General features: G+C 69.5%; 4 protein-coding genes. 1 reads left to right on the plus strand and 3 read right to left on the minus strand.

Annotation, left to right across the window (positions count from 1 at the left end):
* Positions 1–36: 36 nt before the first annotated feature.
* From AB0J67_RS38860 to AB0J67_RS38870, 3 genes are all read right to left on the minus strand, one after another.
* Positions 37–1245 carry a S8 family serine peptidase gene (locus AB0J67_RS38860; protein ID WP_363490465.1) on the minus strand — a complete coding sequence of 403 codons (1209 nt, stop codon included), beginning with the start codon at positions 1243–1245 and terminating at the stop codon, positions 37–39.
* A 160-nt stretch (positions 1246–1405) separates the two neighbouring features.
* Positions 1406–2908, minus strand: a complete 1503-nt coding sequence (locus AB0J67_RS38865; RefSeq protein ID WP_363490467.1) for an amino acid permease — start codon at positions 2906–2908, stop codon at positions 1406–1408.
* A 105-nt stretch (positions 2909–3013) separates the two neighbouring features.
* A complete protein-coding gene (locus AB0J67_RS38870; protein ID WP_363490471.1) occupies positions 3014–3802 on the minus strand; it encodes a class I SAM-dependent methyltransferase in 789 nt (262 codons plus the stop codon).
* Positions 3803–4185: 383 nt separating this feature from the next.
* Here AB0J67_RS38870 and rpsA point away from each other — a divergent pair, with 383 nt between their 5' ends.
* Positions 4186–5667 carry a 30S ribosomal protein S1 gene (rpsA, locus tag AB0J67_RS38875; protein ID WP_363490469.1) on the plus strand — a complete coding sequence of 494 codons (1482 nt, stop codon included), beginning with the start codon at positions 4186–4188 and terminating at the stop codon, positions 5665–5667.
* The last annotated feature ends 52 nt before the right edge of the window (positions 5668–5719 follow it).

The following is a 5719-nucleotide window of genomic DNA, read 5'->3' on the forward strand; positions in this document are numbered from 1 at the left end:
GGGGGCCGGGGGGGGGGCCCCCCCCCCCGCCCCCGGTCACAGCGCGCGCTTGTTGAGCAGGCGGTTCGGCGTACCCGACAGGCTGCCGGTGACCACCCCGGTGGTGGCGTTGTTGATGATCCAGGCGTGCAGCGTGGCCTGGCTCGTGTCGCCGTACGTCGCCTTGTACAGCACGGCGATGCCGGCCGCGTGCGGCGTCGACATCGAGGTGCCGTTGTAGCTGCCGGTGGTGTTGCCGGGCAGCGTGGAGACGATGGCCGAGCCGGGGCCGTAGATGTCGACGCAGGAGCCGGTGGAGGAGTAGCTGGCCCGCGCGTCGGTGCGGGTGGTCGCGGCGACGACCAGGGCGGCGGTGAGGTTGCGCGGCAGGCGGTCGCAGGAGTTGCCGCCGGTGTTGCCCGCCGAGGTGGCCAGGAAGACGCCGCTGTTCATCATGTTGGTCAGCGCGGTGGCCAGGGTCGAGCTGTAGGTCATGTTCCACGACGTGTTCGCCACGGCGGGCTTGACGTGGTTGTTGGTGACCCAGTTGACCGCCGCCACGGCGCCGGAGGTGGAGCCGCCGCCGGAGCAGTTGAGCCACTTCACGCCGTGCAGCGTGACGGCCTTCGCCACGCCGTACGAGGTGGACCCGATGGTGCCCGCCACGTGCGTGCCGTGGCCGTTGCAGTCGGTGTTGTTGCTGTCCACGGAGTTGTAGTTGAACTGGGCCCGGCCGCCGAAGTTGGGGTGGGCGGCGTCGACGCCCGAGTCGATGATGTACGCGTGCACGCCCGCGCCGGTCGCGGTGTAGGTGTAGCTGGCCGACAGCGGCAGCGCGGTCTGGTCGACGCGGTCGATGCCCCAGGCCGGCGGGTTGGTCTGGGTGGTGTCGAGCACGTTGTGGTGCCAGGCGTCGCGCTCGATGGCGGCCACGTCGGCGCTGTGGCGCAGCTCGCCGAGCTGCTTGTCGGACAGGTCCGCGGCGAAGCCGTTGACCGCCCGGCCGAAGTCGACCTTGGACTTGGCCTTCAGCGCGCGCAGCGCGACGCCCGGGTCCGCGCCGGGCCGGAAGGTGACCAGGTAGGCGCCCGGGATCAGGGTGGTGTCGCCGTCGGCGACCGGGGCCGTGACCGGGACCGGGGTCGCCCGGTACGGCGCGCCGGCGGCCAGTGCGGGGGACGGCAGGGCCACGACGGTGGCCAGGGTGGTGGCGGCGATCGCGCCGAGCGCGAGCAGGCGGGTGCGCCGGAGCCGTGAGGGTGGCACGTCTTCCTCCCCATAACCAGGTGCCGCCCTGTTTGGGCGGCAGCTGGCTCGGAGAGTACATAGACAATGTTACAAGAATCAATGAGTACGGTGTGACGTGTCGCGGGCGTACGAAAAAGGTGCCGCGCCTTTCGGCGCGGCACCCGGTGGAGAGGTGAGGCTAGGGACCCTTGTCCTGCTCGTAGGTCTTGGCGTGGACCGGGTCGTACTTGATGCCCGGCCGCTCGCGGCTGTGGTGGTAGCTGTAGAGGAAGTAGATGATGAAGCCGAGGGCCATCCAGATCACGAACCGGACCCAGGTGTCGACCGGCAGGTTCAGCATCAGCCACAGGCTGGCCAGCGCCGCGACGATCGGCAGGAACGGCACCCACGGCACCCGGAACGGGCGGTGCAGGTCGGGCCGGGTCTTGCGGAGCACGATCACGCCGATCGCGACCACGAAGAAGGCGAACAGCGTGCCGATGCTGACCAGCTCGGACAGCTTCTCCAGCGAGATGAACGCGGCCAGCAGGGCGACGACGACGCCGGTGCCGATGGTGATCAGGTACGGCGTGCCGTGCCGCGGGTGCACCTTGGCCATGCCGACCGGCAGCAGGCCGTCGCGGGACATCGCGAACAGCACGCGGACCTGGCCGAGCAGCAGCACCAGGACCACGGTGGTGATGCCGCAGATCGCGCCGAGCGAGATGAGCTTGGCGACCCAGGGCTGGCCGACCACGTCGAAGGCGTGCGCCAGCGGCGCGTCGCTGGCCAGCTCGGTGTACCGCACCATGCCCGTGATGACCAGCGAGACCAGCACGTAGAGCAGGGTGCAGATGAGCAGCGAGCCGATGATGCCGCGCGCCATGTCCCGCTGCGGGTTGCGCACCTCCTCGGCCGTGGTCGCCACGATGTCGAAGCCGATGTAGGCGAAGAAGACGATCGCGGCGGCGGCCAGGATGCCGGGGATGCCGAAGTGCACCGGCTCGATGCCGAGCAGCAGCTGCGACAGCGGCGTGTGCCACACGCTCGTCGTGGTCTCCTTCGCGGGCACCGCCTCCGGGATGAACGGCTTGTAGTTGGCGGCCTTGATGAAGAACGCGCCCACGATGATCACCAGGAACACCACGGCGACCTTGATGGCGACCAGCACGCCGCTGATCCGGCTGGACAGCTTGGTGCCGAGCACGCCGAGGGTGGTGACGATGGCGACGATGAGGATCGCCCCGAAGTCGGGGATCGCCTTCTCGCCGGCGACCCACGTCGGCAGGCCGAGCAGGTTCTGCAGGTACGCCGACCAGCCGCGCGCCACCACCGCCGCACCCAGGCCCAGTTCCAGCACCAGGTCCCAGCCGATGATCCAGGCGACCAGCTCGCCCAGGGTCGCGTAGGAGAACGTGTACGCGGAGCCCGCCACCGGCACGGTCGAGGCGAACTCGGCGTAGCACAGCGCCGCCAGGGCGCACACGATGCCGGCCACGATGAACGAGATCACGATGGCGGGACCGGCGTTGACCGCGGCCTGGCGGCCGGTCAGCACGAAGATGCCCGTGCCGATGATCACGCCGACGCCGAAGATGATCAGGTCGAGGGTGGTCAGGTTCTTCTTGAGTCTGTGTTCGGGCTCGACGGTCTCGGCCAGCTCGGCTTCGACACGCTTTGTCCTGAATATCCCACTCGCCACGCCCTGATCATGCGCCCGCCGGACCGCCCTGCGTGCGGTTTCGCGAAAAGTGCCATTGCGCCTCGGACTCACCCGCGCGGCGTTCGCGAGCTCGTCACGCGGGCCTCAGCCGGCCGGCTTGACCGCCACGAAGATGGCGGTGCCGGGGAACAGCCTGCCGCGCAGCGGCGACCACTGGCCCCAGATCTGCTCGTGGCCCTCGGGCCACTCCGGCTCGATCAGGTCGACCAGCGCGAACCCCGCGCCGACCAGCTCCCGCAGCCGGTCGCCCATGGTCCGGTGGTGCTCGACGTAGGTCGCCGACCCCGTCTCGTCGTACTCGACGTACGGGCGGCGGTCGAAGTACGAGTGCACCGCGCGCAGGCCGCCCTCGGTCGGGTCGTCCAGGAAGATCCAGCGCATCGGGTGGGTCACCGAGAACACCCACCGCCCGCCGGGCTTGAGCACCCGGTGCACCTCCCGCATGACCAGCGCGGAGTCGTCGACGAACGGCACCGCGCCGAACGCGGTGCAGGCGACGTCGAAGGCGCCGTCGGCGAACGGCAGGGCGCAGGCGTCGGCCTGCACCAGCGGCACCTCGATGCCGGTCGCCTTCGCCGCGTCGCGGGCGTGGCGCAGCATGCCCGCCGACAGGTCCATCGCCACCACGCCGGCGCCCTGTGCGGCGAGCCAGCGGGCCGAGGCGGCCGCGCCGCAGCCCAGCTCCAGCACGCGCCGGCCGGCGAGATCGCCGAGCAGCTTCGCGTCGGCCTCGCGCAGGCCCTCCGGGCACCAGACGAAGTCCGCCGCGCCCAGGAAGTCGCCGTGCGCGGCCTGGTAGTCGTCGGCGTCGGCGTCCCACCAGCCGCGGGAGGCGCGCCGGTTCTCCGCGGCGGTGACCTCCCGCCGGGTCACGCCCGGACCGGCGGCGTCGTACCCGTCGAGGTCGTCGAGCTCCTCGTCACCGGCAGAATCGATCTCCACCGGATCAGCGTACGAGCCGCCTTCGGGGGTCCCACTGGGGGGTGTGACGCACGAGACATTCTGCCCGCAATCCCCATGGAGTCCCGCGAATCAGGAAGAGGGGAGCGTCACGGGAGGGGTGGGGTTGCGTCGTGTGGTAATGGGCACGGTAAGCTGTTCGATGCACTCGCACGTCCGCGGTTCTCGGCATGGAGCAGACCCGCTAACGGTTCAGGTGGCCGGCGACGGCCACACCGGAGCGTAGGCGAGCGGGAGCGGCAGTGGAACACCCACTGGGTCACACTGAACATCCATCCGACGGAGCAACAGTCCACATGACGAGCAGCATCGAGGCCACCTCGAGCGCCAACAAGGTCACCATCGACGATCTCGGCTCTGAGGAGGCTTTCCTCGCCGCGATCGACGAGACCATCAAGTACTTCAACGACGGCGACATTGTCGAAGGCACCGTCGTCAAGGTCGACCGGGACGAGGTCCTGCTCGACATCGGCTACAAGACCGAGGGCGTCATCCCCTCGCGCGAGTTGTCGATCAAGCACGATGTGGACCCTGCTGAGGTCGTCTCCGTCGGTGATCACATCGAGGCCCTTGTCCTCCAGAAGGAGGACAAGGAGGGTCGTCTGATCCTGTCCAAGAAGCGCGCTCAGTACGAGCGTGCCTGGGGCACCATCGAGAAGATCAAGGAAGACGACGGCGTCGTCCGTGGCTCCGTCATCGAGGTGGTCAAGGGTGGCCTCATCCTCGACATCGGCCTGCGGGGCTTCCTGCCGGCCTCCCTCGTCGAGATGCGCCGCGTCCGCGACCTGCAGCCGTACGTGGGCCGCGAGCTCGAGGCGAAGATCATCGAGCTGGACAAGAACCGCAACAACGTGGTCCTGTCCCGCCGGGCCTACCTCGAGCAGACCCAGTCCGAGGTGCGCACCGAGTTCCTGAACAAGCTCCAGAAGGGCCAGGTCCGCAAGGGCGTCGTGTCCTCGATCGTCAACTTCGGCGCCTTCGTGGACCTGGGCGGCGTGGACGGTCTGGTGCACGTCTCCGAGCTGTCCTGGAAGCACATCGACCACCCGTCCGAGGTCGTCGAGGTCGGCACCGAGGTCGAGGTCGAGGTTCTCGACGTGGACCTGGACCGCGAGCGCGTCTCCCTGTCGCTCAAGGCGACCCAGGAGGACCCGTGGCGTCAGTTCGCCCGCACCCACGCGATCACGCAGATCGTGCCGGGTAAGGTCACCAAGCTGGTGCCGTTCGGTGCGTTCGTCCGTGTCGAGGACGGCATCGAGGGTCTGGTGCACATCTCCGAGCTGGCCGAGCGCCACGTGGAGATCCCGGAGCAGGTCGTTCAGGTCGGCTCGGACGTGATGGTCAAGGTCATCGACATCGACCTCGAGCGTCGCCGCATCTCGCTGTCGCTCAAGCAGGCCAACGAGGGCTTCGTCGAGGGCGAGGAGCACTTCGACCCGACCCTCTACGGCATGGCCGCGACGTACGACAACGAGGGCAACTACATCTACCCCGAGGGCTTCGACCCGGAGACGGGCGAGTGGCTCGAGGGCTACGAGAAGCAGCGCGAGGTCTGGGAGCAGCAGTACGCTGACGCCCGCGCGCGCTGGGAGGCGCACACCAAGCAGGTGCAGACCTCGCGGGCGGCCGACGCCGCCGCCGCGTCCGAGGTCCCGTCCGGCAACGTGTCGACCTCGACCCCGGCCCCGGCCAAGGCGGCGGAGGAGCCCAGCGGCACCCTCGCCACCGACGAGGCCCTGGCCGCGCTTCGCGAGAAGCTGGCCGGCGGCAAGGCCTGAGGCTCCCGCCTCAACTGAGCCGAAGGGCGGCCCCCGACTCCGTGGAGTCGGG

The sequence above is a fragment of the Catellatospora sp. NPDC049609 genome (genome assembly GCF_040675365.1).
In the GTDB taxonomy this organism is placed as follows: Bacteria; Actinomycetota; Actinomycetes; order Mycobacteriales; family Micromonosporaceae; genus Catellatospora.